Below are 21456 nucleotides of genomic sequence, written 5' to 3'. Positions count from 1 at the left end.
AAAGAGGTGGTGTTTATGGGTAATGAAGAAAACGCCTGATTTTATTCTCATCATCGTTACACTTGCGTTGTTAACAATCGGAATGATTATGGTGTATAGTGCGAGTGCGGTTTGGGCCTCTTATAAAATGGGGGATTCATTCTTTTTTGCGAAAAGGCAATTGCTATTTGCAAGTCTTGGTGTAGTGGCTATGTTTTTTATTATGAAAATTGATTATTGGGTGTGGCGTACGTATTCAAAAGTAATTTTGCTAGTTTGCTTCATTCTTCTCATTCTTGTTCTTATTCCTGGGGTAGGACTTGTTCGAGGAGGAGCGCGAAGTTGGATTGGAATTGGGGCATTTTCCATTCAACCGTCAGAATTTATGAAGTTTGCGATGATTATTTTCTTAGCAAAATTTTTAGCGGAACGACAAAAATTAATTACTTCTTTTAAACGTGGTTTATTACCAGCTCTTAGTTTTGTATTTCTTGCTTTTGGGATGATTATGTTACAGCCAGATCTTGGCACAGGAACGGTAATGGTTGGGACATGTATTATTATGATATTTATCTCAGGAGCAAGGGTCTTTCACTTTGCGATGTTTGGTTTGCTTGGTGTAGCAGGATTTGTAGGGTTAATTGCATCAGCACCGTATCGAATGAAACGTATTACATCATATTTAGATCCGTGGTCAGATCCGCTTGGAAGTGGATTTCAAATTATTCAATCGTTACTCGCAATTGGACCTGGTGGATTATTCGGGCTCGGACTTGGACAAAGTAGACAAAAGTTTCTTTATTTACCTGAACCACAAACAGACTTTATATTTGCAATCTTATCTGAGGAATTAGGTTTTATTGGTGGTTCATTTGTGTTATTATTATTTAGTCTGTTATTATGGCGTGGGATTCGTATAGCTTTAGGAGCGCCAGATTTATATGGTACGTTTTTAGCAGTAGGTATTGTGGCGATGATTGCGATTCAAGTAATGATTAATGTTGGTGTTGTAACAGGATTGATGCCTGTTACGGGTATTACTTTGCCGTTTTTAAGTTATGGTGGATCAAGTTTGACATTAATGTTAATGGCAGTAGGTGTATTATTAAATATAAGTCGCCATTCTCGCTACTAAACCCTGTTTTATAAGACAGGGTTTTTCGTATGTGCGCGAAGAAACATTATGTATATAGAAATAAATACGACTGAAATAAGAAAAGAGAAGCGGAGGAGTTAGTAGTGCGTGTATTAGTAAGTGGTGGGGGCACTGGAGGTCATATTTATCCGGCTCTTGCTTTAATAAGAGAAATAAAAAAATTAAATCCGGAAGCAAGGTTTTTATATATTGGTACGGAGAGTGGATTAGAGAGCACAATCGTTCCTAAAGCAGGTATACCGTTTCAATCTATTGTTATAAGTGGATTTAAGCGTAAAATATCGTTAGATAATGTGAAAACGGTGATGCGTTTTCTAAAGGGTGTACAAGATAGTAAACGATATATTCGTCGTTTTAATCCGGATATTGTGATTGGAACAGGTGGATATGTATGTGGACCAGTTGTATATGCTGCGGCAAAATTAGGTATTCCAACCATTGTACATGAACAAAATAGTGTACCTGGTGTAACGAATAAATTTTTAAGCCGCTATGTTGATAAAGTTGCAGTTTGTTTTGAAGCGGCTGCAGAGCATTTTCCACAGTCAAAAGTGGTCATGACAGGAAATCCACGAGCATCAGAAGTAATGGATCAGAATGGAATGAAAGGAAAACGTTCCGTAGGTTTATCTTTACCTAAAAAATCCGTACTTATTTTTGGTGGAAGCCGTGGGGCTAGACCGATTAATGATGCTTTCGTAGAGGCAATTGAACAGTTTGGAAATAAAAGTTACGAAATATTGTATGTAACAGGTGAAGTTCATTATGACAAAGTGATGGAAGCTGTGAAGCAAAAAGGGAATCCAAATAATGTTATTATTAAACCTTTCATTCATAATATGCCAGAGGTACTTACAGGTGTAGATCTTGTTGTTTCAAGAGCGGGGGCAACAACACTTGCAGAATTAACAGCGTTAGGTAAGCCAAGTGTGTTAATTCCGAGTCCTTACGTAACGAATAACCATCAGGAAAAAAATGCACGTTCTGTTGTGGATAAAGGAGCAGCAAAAATGTTGCTTGAAAAAGATTTAACAGCAGAAACACTTATTCGTGATATTGATGAGATTTTATTAGATGCACAAACATTACAAAATATGAAGCTGGCTGCGGGGCAATTAGGTATTCCAGATGCAGCAAATAAGCTATATGAAGTAATGAATAAGCTTGTAAAAAAATAACGTTAGGTGAACGCCCTGCATACTACTGTAATAAGGATACTTAGTATGGGGGAGATTGTTTATGGAGCAATTAGTAAATGAGCTTATAGAAGCAAATGTTGGTCGCGTATTAGTGAATGAACCGTTAGCGCGTTATACCACTATGAAAATAGGTGGACCAGCTGATATTTTAATTGTGCCAAAGCATGTTGCCGGTATTGAAAAAACATTGCAGTTAGTAAAAAAATATAAAACAGAGTGGACTGTAATTGGTCGGGGGTCGAACCTTCTTGTATCTGATCTAGGTATAGAAGGTGTCGTTATTCGTTTAGGAGAAGGATTAGACCACTTAGAAGTCGAAAAACATAGAGTAAGAGTTGGTGGTGGGTATCCCCTTATTAAATTATCAACTTTACTTAGTCGTCAAGGGTTATCCGGCCTGGAATTTGCCAGTGGTATTCCAGGAAGTGTTGGTGGTGCAGTCTATATGAATGCAGGAGCACATAAATCGGATATATCAAACATATTATCAAAAGCACTCATTTTGTTTGAAAACGGAACTCTTGATTGGTTAATGCATGAAGAAATGGAGTTTTCCTATCGTACTTCTGTATTGCAAACGAAACGTCCGGGTATTGTTTTGGAAGCTGAGTTTCAATTACAGGTAGGAGAGCGTGAAGAAATCGTAAGCGTCATGCAAAAGAATAAAGATTACCGCCGTGAAACGCAGCCATGGAATCATCCTTGTGCAGGAAGTATATTTCGGAATCCAATTCCATACTTTGCAGGAGACTTAATAGAAAAGGCGGGGCTTCGTGGGTATCAAATAGGCGGAGCTCAAATTTCTGAAATGCATGGGAATTTTATTATTAATACTGGGGGAGCCAGCGCGCAAAATGTCTTATCTTTAATAGCATTAATAAAACAAACAATTAAGGATAAATTTGGCGTAGAAATGCATACAGAAGTAGAAATCATTGGAAGATAACGGTTATTCGTTCCGCTCATTATCATTTATGTTATAATAAGAAGATAAGAACGGCATGAAGAACATGCCGTTCTTTATGTTACGTAGGGGGATCGTACATGAAAAATAGTAAAGTGATTAAACTACAGGATCGTGTACCAAAGTTAAAAAATCAACAGAAGAAAAACAAGAAAAATGTTAATCATCGGTTGATTTTATACATATCAATTTTATTTTTATTAGTGCTCTTTTTAATTTACTTTCGGTCTCCGCTAAGCAATATCAAAAAGATAAGTGTGTTTGGAAATCATTATATGACAGATGAACAAGTGATGAAGGAATCAGGTGTGACGTATGATACAAGTTATTTCCGAGTGACAGCACATAAAGCAGAAGAAAACCTAACGAAAAGAAAAGAAATTAAAGCAGTAAATGTAAAAAAACGTTTTCCAAATAAAATTGATGTTCATATTGAAGAATATGTAACGATTGGTTATATAAACAAAGATGGGAAATTACAACCGTTATTAGAGAACGGGAAAACACTTGATGTACTCCCGAACGGAAAACTTCCTGTTGCAGCGCCAATTTTTGAACCTTTTAAAGAGGAGAAAATGAAGGAGTTAATTGCTGAGCTTGAGAAATTAACACCAACTATTTTAAGGTCTATTTCTGAAATTCGTTATTCACCGACGAATGCGAATGAAGATCATCTTACTTTATATATGAACGAAGGATACGAAGTGAGCACTACGATTCAAAATTTCGCAAAGCGTATGGAAGCTTATCCCCTTATCTTAAAAACAATTGAGCCGGGTAAAAAGGTATTAATTGACTTAGAAGTAGGGGCATATACGAAAGAATTAGGAGCGGAAGAAAAAAAAGAATAGAACGATAGTTTTTACTACGTTATTGTAGAAAAAACGAAACGAACGTTCTGCTTGATGCATCTGAATTTACAAGAATGGTTCATTTGATGAAAAAGATGTAAAAATTCTTAGATTCATACTAGGATTGGTACAAGTTTCACTTTTCTATGAGTACATCTTAGTGTAGACTTATACTTGGCGGTAATCTTTACACTTGAAATAGAATTATTTCAAGATAAGCAGTTATTCACAGTTTACTGCGATATTCTTAAATGAATGTTAAATAAAAATAAGAAAAATATAGGGTTAAAAAAGGGAAACGTATAAAGACGTTGAATATTTTTCTTATAAATAGTAAAGTTGCGATTGTTGTTCCATATATTGAGTTGTATGGTATAAATAAAGAAGGAGGTGCCAAAGAATGAACAGCAATGAAATATATGTTAGTCTTGACATCGGTACATCCAATGTTAAAGTCATCATTGGTGAAATGGTTAATGACAGCTTAAACATTATTGGTGTTGGAAATGTAAAATCAAATGGTTTAAAGAAGGGATCGATAGTTGATATAGACGAGACTGTTCGATCAATTAAAAAAGCAATTGAACAAGCTGAGCGCATGGTGGGAATCCACATTGAGCAAGTTGTAGTAGGTGTCAATGCAAACCAGGTACAGCTACTTCCTTGTCACGGAGTAGTCGCTGTTTCAAATGAAGATCGTGAAATCGGGAATGAAGATGTCTTACGCGTTCTAGATGCAGCACAAGTTGTGTCAATTGCTCCAGAACGTGAGTTTATTGATGTGGTACCTCGACAGTTCATTGTAGACGGTCTTGACGAGATTAACGATCCACGCGGGATGATCGGTGTAAGATTAGAAATGGAAGGTACACTTATAACGGGCTCGAGAACTTTACTACATAACCTACTTCGTTGTGTAGAAAAAGCAGGTCTTGAAATTGTTGATATTTGTCTTCAACCTTTAGCGGCTGCAACAGTTGCTATATCTTCAGATGAAAAAAATAGAGGAGTAGCCCTTGTTGATATGGGGGGAGGATCTACAACTTTATCTATTTTTAAAGATGGAGAGTTACAAGCGACGAGCGTATTACCATTAGGTGGAGATCATATAACGAAGGATATTGCGATTGGGTTGAAAACTTCAACAGAAAATGCAGATCAAATTAAGTTGAAATATGGACATGCTTTTTATGATACAGCATCTGAAGAAGAGATGTTTACGGTTCCTATTATGGGAAGCGATCAAACAGAACAATATTCTCAGTTGGAATTATCGGATATAATCGAGGCTCGCGTAGAGGAAATTTTAATGTTTGTTCAAGATGAAGTGCGTAAGTTAGGAGTAAAGCAAGTAGCTTCTGGATATGTACTAACTGGTGGAATTGCTTCTATGCCAGGTGTTCTTGATCTTGCATATGATATTTTACATGAAAATGTTCGTATAGCAACTCCTGATTATATTGGTGTGCGTGAGCCACAATATACAAGTGGAGTGGGATTAATTAAACATTCTTATCAAAAAGCTAAATTACGTGGGAAAAATGTGCAGGAAAAGCAAGAGCATTTTGAACCAGTACCAGCACCAGCACCAACGCCGGTACAACAGCAACCTGCGAAACAAAAAACTCGTAATCAAAACAATAATAATCAAAATGATGACCGCATGATGTCAAAAGTAAAACGTGTATTCCGTTATTTATGGGATTAAAATTGGACACGAAAAATGAGGTTCTAGGGGGATTTCGACATGTTAGAGTTTGATACTACTCAAGATCAATTAGCGAATATAAAAGTTATCGGTGTCGGCGGTGGCGGAAACAATGCTGTAAACCGTATGATTGAACATGGTGTACAAGGTGTAGACTTTATCGCTGTGAATACTGATGCCCAAGCATTAAATCTATCAAAAGCTGAAACAAAAATGCAAATTGGTGGGAAATTAACACGTGGACTTGGTGCAGGTGCAAACCCTGAAGTAGGGAAAAAAGCTGCAGAAGAAAGTAAAGAACAGATCCAAGAAGCACTTCGTGGTGCAGATATGGTCTTCGTAACTGCTGGTATGGGCGGCGGAACTGGAACTGGTGCAGCTCCAGTTGTTGCTCAAGTTGCAAAAGAATTAGGTGCATTAACAGTTGGTGTTGTAACACGTCCATTTACATTTGAAGGACGCAAGCGTGCAACACAAGCAGCATCTGGTATCGCGGCATTTAAAGAAAATGTAGATACTCTTATTGTAATTCCAAACGATCGCTTATTAGAGATTGTTGATAAAAATACGCCGATGTTAGAAGCATTCCGTGAAGCAGATAACGTATTACGTCAAGGTGTTCAAGGTATTTCTGATTTAATTGCAACACCAGGTTTAATTAACTTAGACTTCGCAGACGTAAAGACAATTATGTCTAATAGAGGTTCTGCTTTAATGGGTATTGGTTCTGGTAATGGAGAAAATCGTGCTGCTGAAGCTGCGAAAAAAGCGATTTCTAGTCCATTATTAGAAACATCTATTGATGGAGCTCAAGGTGTTATCATGAACATTACTGGTGGAGCTAATTTAAGCTTATATGAAGTACAAGAAGCGGCAGACATTGTAGCTTCAGCTTCAGATCCAGAAGTAAATATGATCTTCGGTTCTGTTATTAATGAAGGATTAAAAGATGATATCGTTGTAACTGTAATTGCAACTGGTTTTGATGATAGTATTGCAACTCAACCACCAAAACCAATTATCCGTCCGAATGCGAATCACACGCAACAACAGCAACAGCCAGTAGCTCAACCTTCAAAACAACGTGAAGTAAAACGTGAAATGAAGCGTGAAGAGCCGGTTGTACACGAGCGTCATTCAGATTCAGATGATATCGATATTCCAGCATTCTTACGTAATCGTCGTAGACGATAAAAGAAAAGGAGCTTTCATGCTCCTTTTTTGTTTTATACAGGGAAAAGATCTGCTAAGCAGGTCTTTTTTTATTTTATATATTTCAATTTATCTCGCTATTTGTTGGGCAGCCTGATTGGTGCGGGGGGATTAAAGTTTCACTTTATATGTAAGTAAAAAGATATAGTATTCTATGAAACATATACTTTTATTTTTTACCGACAGATTATGTCTAGAAAGCACAAAATAACAAAAAAACACCTCCGCAAATTGACACACTTTCCTATTGGATATGCATTATACTAGTCTCAACTTAAAAAAAGAGGTGAATTGTTTGGTTGTTTACGCCGACGTTGTTTGGTTGTTAAACGCCTGCATTGATTTTCTTTTACTTTTATTAACAGCTACCGTGTTAAAAAAGAAGATCAAAAGATGGAGGCTTGTGTTAGGGGCATTTATAGGTTCAACCATTGTTATTTTTGCCTTTACTCCTTTTGCTTCTATGATGACACATCCAATTATGAAACTATTGTACTCGTTACTTATTGTGTATACAGCATTTGGGTTTACAACGTTTAGAAATTATGCACAAGCTGTTTTTACTTTTTACTTTGTAACTTTTATGGTTGGCGGAGGGTTAATTGGGACTCATTTCTTTTTGCAAACGAATGAAATGGTAAATGGATTGGTTCAATCTCAATCAATTTCTTACGGTGATCCAATTAGCTGGTTGTTTGTTATTTTTGGTTTTCCGGTAATTTATTATTTTTCTAAAAAGCGTATTGAAAGCGTAGAAGTTACAAAAATACACTATGATCAAATTGTGAAATTGAAAATTCAATTAGCTGAAGAGGAACTAGAACTCACAGGTTTAATTGATAGTGGGAACCAACTTTACGATCCGTTAACAAAAACACCCGTTATGATTATGCATATTTCATCATTAGAACATTGCTTGCCAGCTTGGTTAACAGAACAAATTTATTCCAAAACAGAGATTCCTCAAATACCAGAAAATGATTCTGGGTGGGCGACAAAATTACGCTTAATTCCTTTCCGAGCAGTAGGAGTAGAGAGTCAATTTTTATGGGCCGTTAAGCCAGACAGTGTACAAATTGATCATGAAGGTAGTTCTATTGTAGTCAGTAAAGTATTGATTGGATTAAATACACAACAGTTGTCAACCAATGGAGAGTATCAATGTATTGTGCATCCGAAAATGTTAATTTCGCAAAAAATGGTAATTGCTTAATAATGGGAGGCGGGATAATATGATGAAATTAAAATTTTATTTAGTATACCTTTGGTATAAAGTATTGCTGAAATTAGGAATTAAGACCGATGAAATTTATTACATTGGTGGAAGTGAAGCGTTGCCACCACCGTTAACGAAAGAAGAAGAGGAAGTTCTTTTGAATAAATTGCCAAAAGGAGATCAGGCAGCAAGATCGTTACTGATTGAACGCAACTTACGGCTAGTCGTATATATAGCAAGAAAGTTTGAAAATACAGGGATAAATATTGAAGATTTGATTAGCATTGGAACAATCGGCCTTATTAAAGCGGTGAATACATTTAATCCAGAAAAGAAAATAAAATTAGCAACATATGCCTCACGTTGTATCGAAAATGAAATTTTAATGCATTTGCGCCGGAATAATAAAAATCGTTCAGAAGTTTCTTTTGATGAACCGCTTAACATCGATTGGGACGGGAATGAACTTTTATTATCAGATGTATTAGGGACAGATGATGATATTATTACAAAAGATTTAGAAGCCACTGTTGATCGTCATCTTCTAATGAAAGCATTACATCAATTAAATGATCGCGAAAAACAAATTATGGAACTTCGGTTTGGGCTTGCTGGAGAAGAGGAAAAGACGCAAAAAGATGTAGCGGATATGCTTGGGATTTCACAGTCATACATTTCGCGTTTAGAAAAAAGAATCATAAAAAGGTTACGAAAAGAATTTAATAAAATGGTGTAAAGAATAAGACCAGCCGTTATCTAGGCTGGTCTTATTCTCTTTCATTGTATGAGGAAAGACAACTTAAATGAAAAATGAAGAGAAAACCGCATGCATAAAATCCCCTTCAAAGGAAATACTTTACACTGTACAGCAACTCCCGATAGGAGGGAACACTTTGACGAGAAACAAAGTAGAAATTTGCGGTGTTGATACAGCTAAACTTCCCGTACTAAAAAATGATGAAATGCGTAAATTATTTCGTGAAATGCAAAGTGGAGAGATAAGCGCAAGAGAGAAATTAGTGAATGGAAACTTACGTCTTGTACTGAGCGTCATCCAAAGATTTAATAACAGAGGAGAATATGTTGACGATTTATTTCAAGTTGGTTGCATCGGACTTATGAAATCCATTGATAACTTTGATTTAGGCCAAAATGTAAAATTTTCAACGTATGCTGTGCCGATGATTATTGGGGAAATACGCAGATATTTGCGTGATAATAATCCGATTCGCGTATCTCGATCATTACGAGATATTGCGTATAAAGCGTTACAAGTAAGAGAGAAATTGATTGCAGAAAATTCAAAAGAACCAACAGCAATGGATATTGCAAAAGTGCTTGAAGTGACTCATGAAGAAATTGTTTTTGCATTAGATGCGATTCAAGATCCAGTTTCATTATTTGAACCGATTTATAACGATGGGGGAGATCCTATCTTTGTTATGGACCAGTTAAGTGATGAAAAACAAAAGGACGAGCAGTGGGTTGAAGAGTTAGCGCTAAAAGAAGGAATGAAGCGTTTAAATGATCGTGAGAAAATGATTATTCGAAAACGTTTCTTCCAAGGAAAAACACAAATGGAAGTTGCGGAAGAAATTGGGATTTCTCAAGCGCAAGTGTCACGTTTAGAGAAATCAGCTATTAAACAAATGAATAAGACGATTCAAGGATAAGGTTTCACCATTTATGGTGAAACCTTTTTATATGTAATATAGTTTGTTTGCGCTCATAGTAGGGTAGCTGTGTTCATATAATGAAAATAATATGAGGTTAGTAGAGGGTGCTTCCTGTTAATTTGAGAAACAGTGCTTTTTCAATTCGTCATATATAAGGGAGAGGATGAAAGTGATACGAATTTCGGAATTGCAGATGAAAGATATAATAAATGTTTCAGATGGAAAAAGGCTTGGGAATATTGGAGATATTGAAATTGATATGAACACAGGGAAGATCGGGTCTATTATTATTTCCAAACAGGCACGTATGTTGGGGATTTTTGGGAAAGATGTAGAAATTGTAATTCCTTGGAAGGAAATTGTGAAAATTGGGGAAGATGTCATACTTGTTAGAGTAAATCCTATTAATTCTGTAACAGAATCAATACAAACACCGACAATTTCATAAAGAATATTACAAATTCCTCTTTTTTTTCTGTTGGCATTATGAAAAAATAAAAGTATGGTAAAATAGACAGGAAGTACCATGCTTTTTTATGTTATTTTAATTAAAAGGAGCCGCTTTTATGATAGAACCATTTAAATATGTGGACGGTATACTGTATTTACAAGCGTGGAAAGAACTTGGAAACATTACTGCTGGATTTACGACAAAAGATGGTGGAGTAAGTACGGGCTCCTTTCATGCGATGAATTTAGGATTACATGTGAATGATATCGTGGAGAACGTTCATGAAAACAGACGCATTTTAGCAAATAAGTTACAAAAACCGTTAGAAAACTGGATTTGCTCTGAACAAGTTCATGATCATCATGTTGAAAAAGTAGGACAAGAAGAAAAAGGAAGTGGCGTCTATTCATATGAAGACGGCATTTCGAAAACAGATGGCATTTATACGACTAATAATGATGTTCTTCTAACATCTTGTTACGCGGATTGTGTTCCACTCTATTTTTATGCGCCATCACATGGTATGATAGGACTTGCTCATGCTGGATGGAAAGGGACTGTACAAGAGATTGCAAAGGAAATGATTCAAAAATGGAATGCAGAAGGGATTTCAAGTGATGAAATTCATGTTGCAATTGGACCAGCAATTGGATCTTGTTGTTACGTTGTTGATGATAGAGTGTTAACAGCAGCAGAGCAAGTAGTAAATGGTTCTGTCCCTTATAAAAAAATTTCTGATGGGCAGTACGCAATTAATTTAAAAGAAATTAATCGTATATTATGTGTACAAGCAGGCATAAAAGAAGAGAATATTGTCATGTCATCTCTTTGTACAAGCTGTGAAGAGCAACTATTTTTCTCTCATCGTCGTGATCAAGGTAAGACAGGGAGAATGTTGAGTTTCATAGGTTTTAAGGAGGAAGAAAGCAAGTGACAGTACAAAAAAATTTAACAACTGTAAACGAAACAATTAAACAATCTTGTGCACGAGCGGGACGTTCGGTGCAAGATATTAAACTCGTTGCGGTTACAAAAACGGTAGGAATTGAAAAAACAAACGAAGTAATTGAAGCTGGAATTATCGATTTAGGTGAAAATAGAAATGAAGGTTTCTTACAGAAGTACGAATATTTTGGTTCAAAAGTGAATTGGCATTTTATTGGATCCTTACAAACGAGAAAAGTAAAAGAAATCATTAATGAAATTGATTACTTACATTCGTTAGATCGTCTTTCACTTGCAAAAGAAATTCAAAAACGTGCTAATAAGAAAGTGAAATGTTTTATTCAAGTGAAAACATCATCTGAAGAATCAAAGCAAGGATTGGCAATAGAAGAAACGATTTCTTTTATTCAAAGTTTGCAAGAACTGGATAAGATTGAAGTGGTTGGACTAATGACAATGGCTCCGTTTACAGAAGAAGAGGAAGAAATCAGACGCTGTTTTAAGGAGTTACGTAAGCTACAAACAGAGGTGCAGGAGCTAGAATTATTACATGCGCCATGTAGAGAGTTATCAATGGGAATGTCTAATGATTACACGATTGCAATTGAAGAAGGTGCTACATATATTCGTTTGGGGACGATTTTAGTAGGAAAAGTGTAAAAGGAAGGAGAATCTTATTATGAGTTGGTCAAAAGTAAAATACTTCTTTTTTGATACACCGGAAGAAAAAGAAGCAGCTCAATATAGTTATGAAAAGGAGCAAACAGACATGAAGAAACAGCAAGATCCGCCAGAACAACAAGATGTTACGTTTCCAAAAGCACAACCGAAACAAAATGTTGTGAGCATTGAAACGGCAAAGCAATCTTCAAAAGTTGTTTTATTAGAACCGCGCACATATTCAGAAGCACAAGGGATTGCGGACCATTTAAAAGGTAGACGAGCTGTTGTAATTAATTTACAACGAATGTCTACTGATCAAGCTGTACGTATCGTTGACTTTTTAAGTGGTACTGTATACGCTATAGGCGGGGACATTCAAAAAATAGGGCCGAAAACATTTATGTGTACGCCTGAAAATGTAGATATTGTTGGTGCAATTTCAGAGTTATTCGGTGAAGAAGAAGACACAAATATAAAGAGGTGGTAATACGCCATGGTAACAGTTTTAAACGTTTTAATTACTGCTATCGAGATTTACTCGTGGGCACTTATTATTTACATTCTTCTATCGTGGTTCCCTGGTGCAAAGGAATCAGCTTTTGGAGAAATTCTTGCGCGTATTTGTGAACCGTATTTAGAACCATTTCGCAGATTTATCCCGCCGCTTGGTATGATTGATATCTCTCCACTCGTTGCGATTTTTGCGTTAAAGCTTGCTACGAATGGTTTAGTAAGTATATTCCGCTATTTCTTATAGTAAGAGGTTAAATACATGAGCATCTATGAACATTTCAGACCCGATGAAGAGGTCTTTGTGGATAAGGTGTTAGAGTGGAAGCGAGCAGCGGAGTACCATCAAGTGAAGTTAACAGACTTCCTTGATCCAAGACAACAACAAATTGTCACTATGGTAATAGGACAAGGGGATGTTGCTGTACAGTTTGATGGTGCAACGCCTCATGCAGAGCGTAAAAGAGCACTCATTTATCCAGATTATCTAGAAGTGAATGAAGAGGAATTTCAAGTAGAAGTATTGGAAATTGACTATCCTTCCAAGTTTTATACGCTAGAGCATAGGCAAATATTAGGTACATTTATGTCTCTTGGTTTAACGAGAGAAAAATGTGGTGATATTTTGCTTCAAGAAGATCGTGCCCAAATTGTAGTTGCGAAAGAAGTTGTATCTTATATTGAGATGAACTTACAATCGATAGGGAAAGTAAAAGTCTCCTTATCACCAGTGCAAGGAGAAAAAATTCTACAGATGCAAGAAACGTGGGGAGAGAAATCTGGAACGGTTTCTTCGCTTCGTTTAGATGTTATGTTAGCTGAAATGTTACATATATCCAGACAAAAAGTACAACCTTTCATAAAAAACGGTTTAGTAAAAGTGAATTGGAAAACTGTGGAGCAAACTTCTTATGAATGTTATCCAGGAGATGTTTTTTCAGTGAGAGGATATGGACGAAGTAAATTGTTTTCTGTAGAAGGTAGAACAAAGCGCGACAAATGGAGAATTTTGTATGGTATACTAAAATGATTGGTTTTTTAGAAGGAAATCCTCCTATTTTGTCGAAGAAAAGATATAATTGAAAGAGGAAATTTAGATAACTACTTGGAGGTGGCGTTGTGCCGTTAACACCATTAGATATTCATAACAAAGAATTTGGTCGCGGATTCCGTGGCTATGATGAAGATCAAGTAAATGAGTTTCTTGATCAAATTATCAAAGATTATGAATTAGTCATTCGTGAGAAAAAAGCTTTAGAAGAAAAAGTTGCGCAATTAGAAGGGAAGTTAGATCATTTCTCTAATATTGAAGATACGTTAAATAAATCTATCGTTGTTGCACAAGAAGCAGCGGAAGAAGTAAAACGTAATGCGCAAAAAGAAGCAAAATTAATCGTACGTGAAGCTGAAAAGAATGCAGACCGTATTATTAACGAAGCGTTAGTAAAATCAAGAAAAGTTGCTTTTGATATTGAAGAGCTAAAGAAACAAGCGAAAGTATTCCGCACTCGTTTCCGTATGTTATTAGAAACACAGCTTGAAATGTTAAACAACGATGATTGGGATAAACTAATTGAGTTAGAAGACGAAGTAGACGAGCTGTTGAAAAAAGAAGAAACAGTGTAAGCTTGACGTTTTTCTCATTATTACATATAATTTTAAACAACATATTTATTAAGAAAAACGAAGATAGGGATAAGTACCTTTTTCATACCTTATATAGCGAACTGAGGATGGTGTAAGCTCAGGATAAGGAGATAATGGGAATATCACCCTGGAGTTCCGCGCTGAACAAATAGAGTAAGCGTAGGCGTATATTCGCGTTAAGAATATAAAGAGGATTGTATACATATGTATAGGATCTACTAGGGTGGTACCGCGGGAGACTTTCTCGTCCCTTTTTGGGATGAGAAGGTCTCTTTTTTATTCCGTTTTTTAAGTGTTTCTTTTATACATGTAAGGAGGAATTGAGCATGGAGTACAAAAATACATTACTAATGCCAAAAACAGAGTTCCCAATGCGTGGGAATTTACCAAAACGTGAGCCTGCAATGCAAGAACAGTGGGCTGAAATGAATATTTATGAAAAGGTACAAGAACATACGAAAGGTCGTCCTTTATTCGTACTGCATGATGGACCTCCATATGCGAATGGTGACATTCATATGGGGCATGCATTAAATAAAGTATTAAAAGACTTTATCGTGCGTTATAAATCAATGACTGGTTACTGTGCACCATATGTGCCAGGTTGGGATACACACGGTTTACCAATTGAGCAAGCTTTAACAAATAAAGGTGTAAAGCGTAAAGAAATGACAGTTGCTGAGTTCCGTAAGTTATGTGCAGAGTATGCATATGAACAAGTAGAACGTCAACGTGAACAATTTAAGCGTTTAGGTGTACGTGCTGATTGGGATAACCCATACATTACTTTAGAGCCAGCTTATGAAGCGCAACAAATTAAAGTGTTTGGTGATATGGCGAAAAAAGGTTATATCTATAAAGGGCAAAAACCAGTTTACTGGTCTCCAACGAGTGAATCAGCTTTAGCAGAAGCTGAAATTGAATATCAAGATAAAAAATCAGCATCTATTTACGTAGCATTCCCTGTAAAAGACGGAAAGAACGTATTAGAAGGTGATGAGAAATACATTATCTGGACAACAACACCTTGGACGTTACCTGCAAACTTAGGTATTTCTGTTCACCCAGAACTTGAATACGCTATTGTAAAAGTAAATGATGAAAAATATATTATTGCTTCTGAACTATTTGAGACAGTTGCAAAAACGTTAGAGTGGGAAAATGCTGAAGTTGTGAAAACGGTAAAAGGTAGCGAACTGGAGTATACAGTTGCGAAACATCCATTCTACGATCGTGATTCATTAGTTATGCTAGGTGATCACGTAACAACAGATGCAGGTACAGGTTGTGTTCATACAGCACCAGGACACGGGGAAGATGACTTCGTTGTTGGTAAAAAGTATGGATTAGAAGTACTTTGTCCAGTTGATGATAAAGGTGTATTAACAAATGAAGCACCTGGATTTGAAGGCTTATTCTATGATAAAGCTAACAAGCCAATTACAGAGAAATTAGAAGAAGTAGGCGCGTTACTGAAATTAACATTCATTACGCATTCATACCCACATGATTGGAGAACGAAAAAACCAATTATTTTCCGTGCGACAGCACAGTGGTTTGCATCTATTGAAGCGTTCCGTAAAGAATTATTAGAAGCTGTTGCGGAAACAAAATGGGTACCAGCATGGGGAGAAACTCGTCTTCATAATATGGTTCGTGACCGTGGTGACTGGTGTATTTCTCGTCAGCGTGCATGGGGTGTGCCAATTCCTGTATTCTATGCTGAGAATGGTGATCCAATTATTACAGATGAAACAATTAACCATGTAGCAGATTTATTCCGTGAGCACGGTTCTAACGTATGGTTTGAGCGTGAAGCGAAAGATCTATTACCAGAAGGATTTACACATACAGGTAGCCCGAATGGTGAATTCCGTAAAGAAACAGACATCATGGATGTATGGTTCGATTCAGGTTCTTCTCACCAAGCGGTATTAGAAGAGCGCGAAGACTTACAACGTCCAGCTGATTTATATTTAGAAGGATCTGACCAGTATCGTGGTTGGTTTAACTCTTCATTATCAACAGCAGTTGCTGTAACAGGTAAAGCTCCATATAAAGGCGTACTAAGCCATGGTTTCGTATTAGATGGTGAAGGACGTAAAATGAGTAAGTCGATTGGAAACATCGTCGTACCTAAGAAAATTATGGATCAATTAGGCGGAGACATTTTACGCTTATGGGTATCTTCTGTTGACTATCAATCTGACGTACGTATTTCAGATGATATTTTAAAACAGGTAGCAGAAGTGTATCGTAAAATCCGTAACACATTCCGTTTCTTATTAGGAAACTTAGACGACTTTAAGCCAAGTGAAAATACAGTAGCTGTAGCTGAACTTCGTGAAGTAGATCGTTACATGTTAGTGAAATTAAATGACTTAATTACAAAAGTGAAAGAAGCATATGAGACATACGACTTTGCTGCTGTATATCATGCAATTCATAACTTCTGTACAATTGATTTAAGTTCATTCTACTTAGACTTTGCAAAAGACATTTTATACATTGAAGGTGCAAACCATGAAGATCGTCGTGCAATTCAAACTGTATTATATGATGTTCTTGTTGCATTGACGAAACTTGTAACACCAATCTTACCGCATACAGCTGATGAAGTATGGCCATACATTCCAGGTGTAACAGAAGAAAGTGTACAATTAACTGATATGCCAGAAGCTGTACAATTAGATGGTGCGGAAGAATTAAAAACAAAATGGGATGCATTTATGACATTACGTGATGACGTATTAAAAGCGTTAGAAGTAGCTCGTAATGAAAAAGTAATCGGTAAGTCATTAAATGCAAGTATTACGCTATATCCAACTTCAGAAATGAAAGCTATGTTAGAGTCTATTAACGAAGACTTAAAACAATTATTCATCGTTTCTGAGTACAAACTTGGTGGCATGATGGAAGAAGCGCCAGCAGAAGCACCGAAGTATGAACATACAGCGGTTGTTGTTGCTCAAGCAACTGGTGAAACATGTGAACGTTGTTGGGTAGTTTCAGAAACAATTGGTAAAGATGCTGAACATGAAACATTATGTGAGCGTTGTGCAACAGTTGTTAAAGAAAACTACGTAAAATAATAAAAAAACTGACTGTGCGTAAGTGCAGTCAGTTTTTTTATTGACGATATATTAAAATAACTTTCACTCTCTTTCCTATGAAGGAAAAATGTGTGTGAGGTAAGCATAGAAATTTCGGACACACTAATCGTACATTGCAGCTGGGAGGAATGTACACGTGAATGAAATATATATGGAAATCAAAGAAGAATTGCAATTGATGCGAAAGGAGTTACAAGAGAGGCTAGCTAAAGAGGTCATGCACAAATATGATACAGAGTTTAGCGAAGAGCTTGGATATGAAATTAAGGAAGAGATAAAGAAAAAACTCCTATTACATGATATAAAAGAGGACTTAAAAGATGTAGAACGTGCATTATTCAAAATGGAAATAGATATGTATGGTATTTGTGAAGAAACGGGGAGAGTAATTTCGGTAAAACAAATGAAGACGATGCCAACTGCCCGTACCATTCATGAATTCTTCTATGAAAACGTAAATGTATGAATGCGCACAACGATATTATATTACCTTTTTTTAATTTATTTTATTCTTCTATAAAGGTTCATTGTGAAAAGGTTGCAGCTATGCTAAAATTTTGAGGTACACTGTCTTTGTGGGGGAAATGAAAATGATATATTATGTAATAGCGTTATTTGTCATTGCCATCGATCAAATATCGAAATGGCTAATTGTAAAGAACATGGAATTGGGTATGAGTATTCCGATTATCGATAATGTATTATACATAACATCACATCGAAATAGAGGAGCTGCCTGGGGGATTTTAGAAAATAAAATGTGGTTCTTCTACATTATTACAGTCGTTTTTGTAGCATTTATCGTAATTTATATGCAAAAATATGCGAAAACAGACAAACTTCTAGGGATTTCATTAGGTCTAATATTAGGCGGAGCAATTGGTAATTTCATTGATCGTGTATTTAGACAAGAAGTAGTGGATTTCATTCACGTGTATATTTTCTCGTACAACTATCCAGTATTCAATATAGCTGATTCAGCATTATGTATTGGTGTTGTATTAATTATTATTCAAACATTATTAGAAGGCAAGAAAACGAAGGAGTAATTGAATGAGTGAAGTAGTACAAGTAACAGTTGCAGAAGAACAAAAAAGCGAGCGAATTGATAAATTCGTTGCAGAAATAAACAGTGAATGGTCACGTTCACAAGTACAACAATGGATTAAAGATGATGTTGTTACAGTTAATGGAAAGTCGGTAAAAGTGAATTATAAAGTTAAAGAAAATGATGAAATTACAGTAACGATTCCTGATCCAGAAGAGCTAGATATCCAAGCAGAAGATATGAACTTAGAAATTTATTATGAAGATGCAGATGTACTCGTTGTAAATAAGCCACGTGGTATGGTTGTACATCCAGCTCCAGGGCATACAAGCGGTACGCTTGTAAACGGACTTATGCACCATTGTACAGATCTTTCAGGTATTAACGGTGTAATGCGTCCCGGTATCGTGCATCGTATTGATAAAGATACATCTGGACTATTAATGGTTGCTAAAAATGATATGGCGCATGAATCACTTGTAAATCAACTTGTAGCAAAAACAGTAACAAGACGTTACAAAGCAATTGTACACGGTGTGATTCCGCATGATAAAGGAACGATCGATGCGCCAATTGGTCGCGATAAGAAAGAACGTCAAAGCATGACAGTTGATGAAAATGGTAAGAATGCTGTTACGCACTTCCAAGTGTTAGAACGCTTTAAAGATTTTACACTTGTAGAATGTCGCTTAGAAACGGGACGTACGCACCAAATTCGTGTTCATATGAAATATATTGGCTATCCACTTGCAGGAGATCCGAAGTATGGTCCGAAGAAAACATTAGACATGAATGGACAAGCACTTCACGCAGGTATTTTAGGGTTTGACCATCCTCGTACTGGTGAATATATTCAGTTTGAGGCACCGATTCCAGAAGTGTTTGAAGACGCATTAAATATTTTACGGAAATAGTATTGACAAATCATAAGAAAACTGAGATACTGACAACAGTTAAATAATGATCCTTTAACACAGCCCCGTGAGGTTGAGAAGGTAACGGTTTGAAATACATAGGGTATGCTGTACCCTTTTTTCAAAAGTCCTCTCGCACACGCTGAGAGGACTTTTTTTATACCATTACTCTCACGCAAGAAAAAAAGCTTGGAGGTGTAGAGCATGCAAGAGAAAGCTGTCGTTTTAGATGACCAAATGATTCGCCGCGCTTTAACACGAATTAGTCATGAAATCGTGGAACGAAATAAAGGTGTCGATAATTGTGTTCTTGTCGGAATTAAAACTCGTGGAATTTTTATTGCACAACGTTTGGCAGAACGAATTGGTCAAATTGAAGGAAAAGAAATGGAAGTTGGAGAGCTAGATATTACGTTATATCGTGATGATCTAACACTACAATCGAAAAATGAAGAACCACTTGTAAAAGGTTCTGATATCCCTGTAGATATTACGAAGAAAAAAGTTATCCTTGTGGATGATGTATTATATACAGGAAGAACAGTTCGAGCAGCAATGGATGCTCTTATGGATTTAGGTAGACCATCACAAATCCAACTGGCGGTTCTTGTTGATAGAGGTCATCGTGAACTACCAATTCGCGCTGATTATGTAGGAAAGAACATTCCAACATCAAGTGAAGAGCGTATCGAAGTTGATTTGCAAGAGACAGATCAACAAGATCGAGTAAGCATATACGATAAGTAAAGCCCTTTTAAATGTAGTCCTGTGAGGCTGCCAAAGGGTCTTGGCTTTCATATGTCAAATTTGGCATACGAAAGTGTAGGACTCTTTGTGCACAGGCACAAAGAGTTTTTTTATTGCAAAGAATTAAACTGAAGGAGGATGTAACAATGGAACAAAAGCCAGTGTTAGACGTTAATGAAGTACCGAAACCGGGAAAATGGTTATTTTTAAGTATACAACATTTGTTCGCAATGTTTGGATCAACAGTGCTTGTTCCGTTTTTAACAGGATTGAATCCGTCAGTAGCATTAATATCAAGTGGATTAGGAACGCTAGCGTTTCTTCTTATAACGAAAGGTCAAGTGCCTGCCTATCTAGGATCATCATTCGCCTTTATCGCACCGATAATAACAGCGAAAACAGCAGGTGGACCTGGAGCAGCAATGCTCGGTGGTTTGCTAGCAGGACTTGTGTACATCTTAATTTCACTCGGAATTAAGAAGTCAGGATCAGAGTGGATTATGAAATTACTTCCGCCAATCGTAGTTGGTCCAGTAGTAATGGTAATCGGTTTAGCTTTAGCACATACAGCAGTTAACATGGCGATGAACGGTGCGGATGGTAAATATAGCTTTACACACTTTTCAGTAGCGTTAGTAACACTAGCAATTACAATTATCTGCTCTATATTTGGAAGAGGATTTTTCAGTATCATACCAGTGTTACTGGGCATTATCGGCGGATATATCTTCGCTTACTTCCAAGGGCTAGTAAACTTAAAGCCGGTAGCTGAGGCAAAATGGTTTGTTGTACCAGATTTCACAGTACCATTTGTAACATATACTCCGGAGTTTTCGTGGAAGATTGTACTCTTGATGGTACCAGTTGCACTAGTAACAATTTCAGAGCATATCGGACATCAAATTGTACTTGGAAATGTTATTAAAAGAGATTTAATTGAAAAACCAGGTTTACACCGTTCAATCTTCGGTGATGGAGTAGCAACATTAATCGCATCACTTATCGGTGGACCACCGAATACAACGTATGGTGAAAACATCGGTGTGCTAGCAATTACGAGAGCATACAGTGTATACTTATTCATCGGTTCAGCGGTGTTCGCAATCATGTTCGGATTTATCGGTAAGATTTCTGCACTGATTCATTCGATCCCAACACCGGTTATGGGTGGTGTATCAATCTTACTATTCGGTGTAATTGCATCAAGCGGATTACGCATGATGGTAGATGATAAAACAGACCTAAGTGACAAACGAAACTTAATGATTGCATCAGTGATACTAGTAATCGGTATTGGTGGAGCGGTACTTCACGTAGGAGAATCGTTCCAAGTAGAAGGAATGGCACTAGCAGCAATTGTAGGTGTACTGTTAAATCTACTACTACCAGAAACAAAACAAATAAAACAATCTAAGCAGATTGCTTCATAATAACAACCTTTTAATTCAGTCCTGTGA

The 21456-nt window shown here is 36.6% G+C and carries 22 protein-coding genes and 1 other annotated feature; all 22 genes read left to right on the top strand.

Translation table 11 applies throughout. The features are described from left to right. The first annotated feature begins 22 nt into the window (after nt 1-22). The 22 genes from spoVE to uraA all read left to right on the top strand — a co-directional run bounded on the left by spoVE (nt 23) and on the right by uraA (nt 21429). Complete coding sequence (gene spoVE, locus FS742_RS19945) at nt 23-1114, top strand: stage V sporulation protein E (RefSeq protein ID WP_144614609.1); 1092 nt, start codon at nt 23-25, stop codon at nt 1112-1114. 104 nt (nt 1115-1218) lie between these two features. Then, on the top strand, nt 1219-2313 hold the full coding sequence (gene murG, locus FS742_RS19940; protein WP_001265424.1) for an undecaprenyldiphospho-muramoylpentapeptide beta-N-acetylglucosaminyltransferase: 1095 nt from the start codon (nt 1219-1221) through the stop codon (nt 2311-2313). 61 nt (nt 2314-2374) lie between these two features. Further along, nucleotides 2375-3280, top strand: a complete 906-nt coding sequence (gene murB / locus FS742_RS19935) for a UDP-N-acetylmuramate dehydrogenase (RefSeq protein ID WP_144614607.1) — start codon at nt 2375-2377, stop codon at nt 3278-3280. A 98-nt stretch (nt 3281-3378) separates the two neighbouring features. Next, entirely contained in the window at nt 3379-4149 is a 771-nt protein-coding gene (divIB, locus tag FS742_RS19930) for a cell division protein DivIB (RefSeq protein ID WP_016086556.1), read from the top strand. Nucleotides 4150-4549: 400 nt separating this feature from the next. Next, on the top strand, nt 4550-5857 hold the full coding sequence (ftsA, locus tag FS742_RS19925; protein WP_001087553.1) for a cell division protein FtsA: 1308 nt from the start codon (nt 4550-4552) through the stop codon (nt 5855-5857). A 39-nt stretch (nt 5858-5896) separates the two neighbouring features. Then, entirely contained in the window at nt 5897-7051 is a 1155-nt protein-coding gene (gene ftsZ, locus FS742_RS19920; RefSeq protein ID WP_000888984.1) for a cell division protein FtsZ, read from the top strand. A gap of 313 nt (nt 7052-7364) precedes the next feature. Continuing rightward, complete coding sequence (gene spoIIGA / locus FS742_RS19915; RefSeq protein ID WP_144614605.1) at nt 7365-8282, top strand: sigma-E processing peptidase SpoIIGA; 918 nt, start codon at nt 7365-7367, stop codon at nt 8280-8282. 19 nt (nt 8283-8301) lie between these two features. Then, nucleotides 8302-9021, top strand: a complete 720-nt coding sequence (gene sigE / locus FS742_RS19910; protein WP_000976947.1) for an RNA polymerase sporulation sigma factor SigE — start codon at nt 8302-8304, stop codon at nt 9019-9021. Between the two features lie 157 nt (nt 9022-9178). After that, a complete protein-coding gene (sigG, locus tag FS742_RS19905; protein WP_000197753.1) occupies nt 9179-9958 on the top strand; it encodes an RNA polymerase sporulation sigma factor SigG in 780 nt (259 codons plus the stop codon). Nucleotides 9959-10124: 166 nt separating this feature from the next. After that, nucleotides 10125-10409 (top strand): YlmC/YmxH family sporulation protein, encoded by a 285-nt coding sequence (locus FS742_RS19900; RefSeq protein WP_144614603.1) that lies wholly within the window; start codon nt 10125-10127, stop codon nt 10407-10409. A gap of 118 nt (nt 10410-10527) precedes the next feature. Further along, nucleotides 10528-11346 carry a peptidoglycan editing factor PgeF gene (gene pgeF / locus FS742_RS19895; protein WP_144614601.1) on the top strand — a complete coding sequence of 273 codons (819 nt, stop codon included), beginning with the start codon at nt 10528-10530 and terminating at the stop codon, nt 11344-11346. After that, a complete protein-coding gene (locus tag FS742_RS19890; protein ID WP_144614599.1) occupies nt 11343-12017 on the top strand; it encodes a YggS family pyridoxal phosphate-dependent enzyme in 675 nt (224 codons plus the stop codon). The genes pgeF and FS742_RS19890 overlap by 4 nt, the downstream gene beginning before the upstream one ends. 19 nt (nt 12018-12036) lie before the next feature. Continuing rightward, a complete protein-coding gene (locus FS742_RS19885) occupies nt 12037-12507 on the top strand; it encodes a cell division protein SepF (protein WP_000119136.1) in 471 nt (156 codons plus the stop codon). 6 nt (nt 12508-12513) lie between these two features. Next, nucleotides 12514-12777 (top strand): YggT family protein, encoded by a 264-nt coding sequence (locus FS742_RS19880; protein ID WP_073516116.1) that lies wholly within the window; start codon nt 12514-12516, stop codon nt 12775-12777. Nucleotides 12778-12792: 15 nt separating this feature from the next. Then, nucleotides 12793-13560, top strand: coding sequence for a YlmH family RNA-binding protein (locus FS742_RS19875; protein ID WP_048563200.1), 768 nt, complete (start codon nt 12793-12795; stop codon nt 13558-13560). Between the two features lie 89 nt (nt 13561-13649). Beyond that, nucleotides 13650-14156: a septum site-determining protein DivIVA gene (gene divIVA / locus FS742_RS19870; protein WP_001131611.1), complete on the top strand. Its 507-nt coding sequence runs from the start codon at nt 13650-13652 to the stop codon at nt 14154-14156. A gap of 51 nt (nt 14157-14207) precedes the next feature. Further along, nucleotides 14208-14432 (top strand) — a binding site (T-box leader). 71 nt (nt 14433-14503) lie between these two features. Beyond that, nucleotides 14504-17269 (top strand): isoleucine--tRNA ligase, encoded by a 2766-nt coding sequence (gene ileS2, locus FS742_RS19865; RefSeq protein ID WP_144614597.1) that lies wholly within the window; start codon nt 14504-14506, stop codon nt 17267-17269. Nucleotides 17270-17426: 157 nt separating this feature from the next. Then, nucleotides 17427-17756: a TraR/DksA C4-type zinc finger protein gene (locus FS742_RS19860; RefSeq protein WP_144614595.1), complete on the top strand. Its 330-nt coding sequence runs from the start codon at nt 17427-17429 to the stop codon at nt 17754-17756. A 124-nt stretch (nt 17757-17880) separates the two neighbouring features. Next, nucleotides 17881-18339, top strand: coding sequence for a lipoprotein signal peptidase LspA (gene lspA / locus FS742_RS19855; protein ID WP_144614593.1), 459 nt, complete (start codon nt 17881-17883; stop codon nt 18337-18339). Between the two features lie 4 nt (nt 18340-18343). Next, the gene (locus FS742_RS19850) at nt 18344-19252 is read left to right on the top strand and encodes an RluA family pseudouridine synthase (RefSeq protein ID WP_144614592.1); all 909 of its coding nucleotides are present in this window, start codon (nt 18344-18346) and stop codon (nt 19250-19252) included. Nucleotides 19253-19456: 204 nt separating this feature from the next. Beyond that, complete coding sequence (gene pyrR, locus FS742_RS19845) at nt 19457-19999, top strand: bifunctional pyrimidine operon transcriptional regulator/uracil phosphoribosyltransferase (protein ID WP_001156490.1); 543 nt, start codon at nt 19457-19459, stop codon at nt 19997-19999. Nucleotides 20000-20145: 146 nt separating this feature from the next. Continuing rightward, nucleotides 20146-21429 carry a uracil permease gene (gene uraA / locus FS742_RS19840; RefSeq protein WP_144614590.1) on the top strand — a complete coding sequence of 428 codons (1284 nt, stop codon included), beginning with the start codon at nt 20146-20148 and terminating at the stop codon, nt 21427-21429. The last annotated feature ends 27 nt before the right edge of the window (nt 21430-21456 follow it).

The organism is Bacillus cereus (genome assembly GCF_007678085.1).
GTDB classification, from domain to species: Bacteria; Bacillota; Bacilli; order Bacillales; family Bacillaceae_G; genus Bacillus_A; species Bacillus_A cereus_BE.
This window is presented reverse-complemented; position numbering and strand designations above follow the sequence as displayed.